At 65.7% G+C, this 606-nt stretch carries 1 protein-coding gene; it reads left to right on the top strand.

Annotated features, from left to right (window positions below; translation table 11 throughout):
- The coding region (locus NKJ17_RS33950; RefSeq protein ID WP_352692075.1) for an ADP-ribosylglycohydrolase family protein at window positions 1-606 on the top strand (606 nt) is incomplete at both ends.

Genomic DNA, 606 nt, shown 5'->3' with positions numbered 1-606 from the left:
GTCGAAGGGGCTCCCGGCCGGAACGATCACCGACGACACCGAACAGGCGCTTCTGCTTGGCCGTATCTTGGTCGAATCCGGTAACCGGTTCGACCATGCGCGGTGGGTCAACGCGCTGCTCGACTGGGAACGCGATGTCAAGGCGCGCGGCAGCTACGATCTGCTGGGACCATCAACCAAACGCGCCATCGACGCCATCAACAATGGTATACCAGCCGAGGAAGCCGGGCGCAGTGGCGACACAAATGGTGCGGCCATGCGCATCGCGCCAGTAGGTATCATGATGCCGCTGGAGCCGCTTGACGCGCTGGTCGCCAAAGTGGCCGAAACCTGCATGGCGACGCACAACACGTCGATCGCAATCGCTTCGGCCGCAGCGGTCGCTGCCGCCATCAGCCGCGGCGTCGCTGGCGGTGACTGGCGTGCCGCTTCCGACAACGCCATCACGGCAGCGAGACGAGGGGCGACGCTCGGCCATTGGGCGACCGGCGGTGACATTGCTGCGCGCATTACTTGGGCGCAGGAGCTTGTGCGCGGCAAGGCGACGAAGGACGCGATCCGGCTGATCATCGATCTGGTCGGCACCGGCGTCGCCAGCCAGGAGTC

Source organism: Mesorhizobium sp. M0208, from assembly GCF_040322015.1.
In the GTDB taxonomy this organism is placed as follows: domain Bacteria; phylum Pseudomonadota; class Alphaproteobacteria; order Rhizobiales; family Rhizobiaceae; genus Mesorhizobium.
Note: the sequence above shows the minus strand (reverse complement) of the source record. Positions and strands in the feature narration are given on the sequence as shown.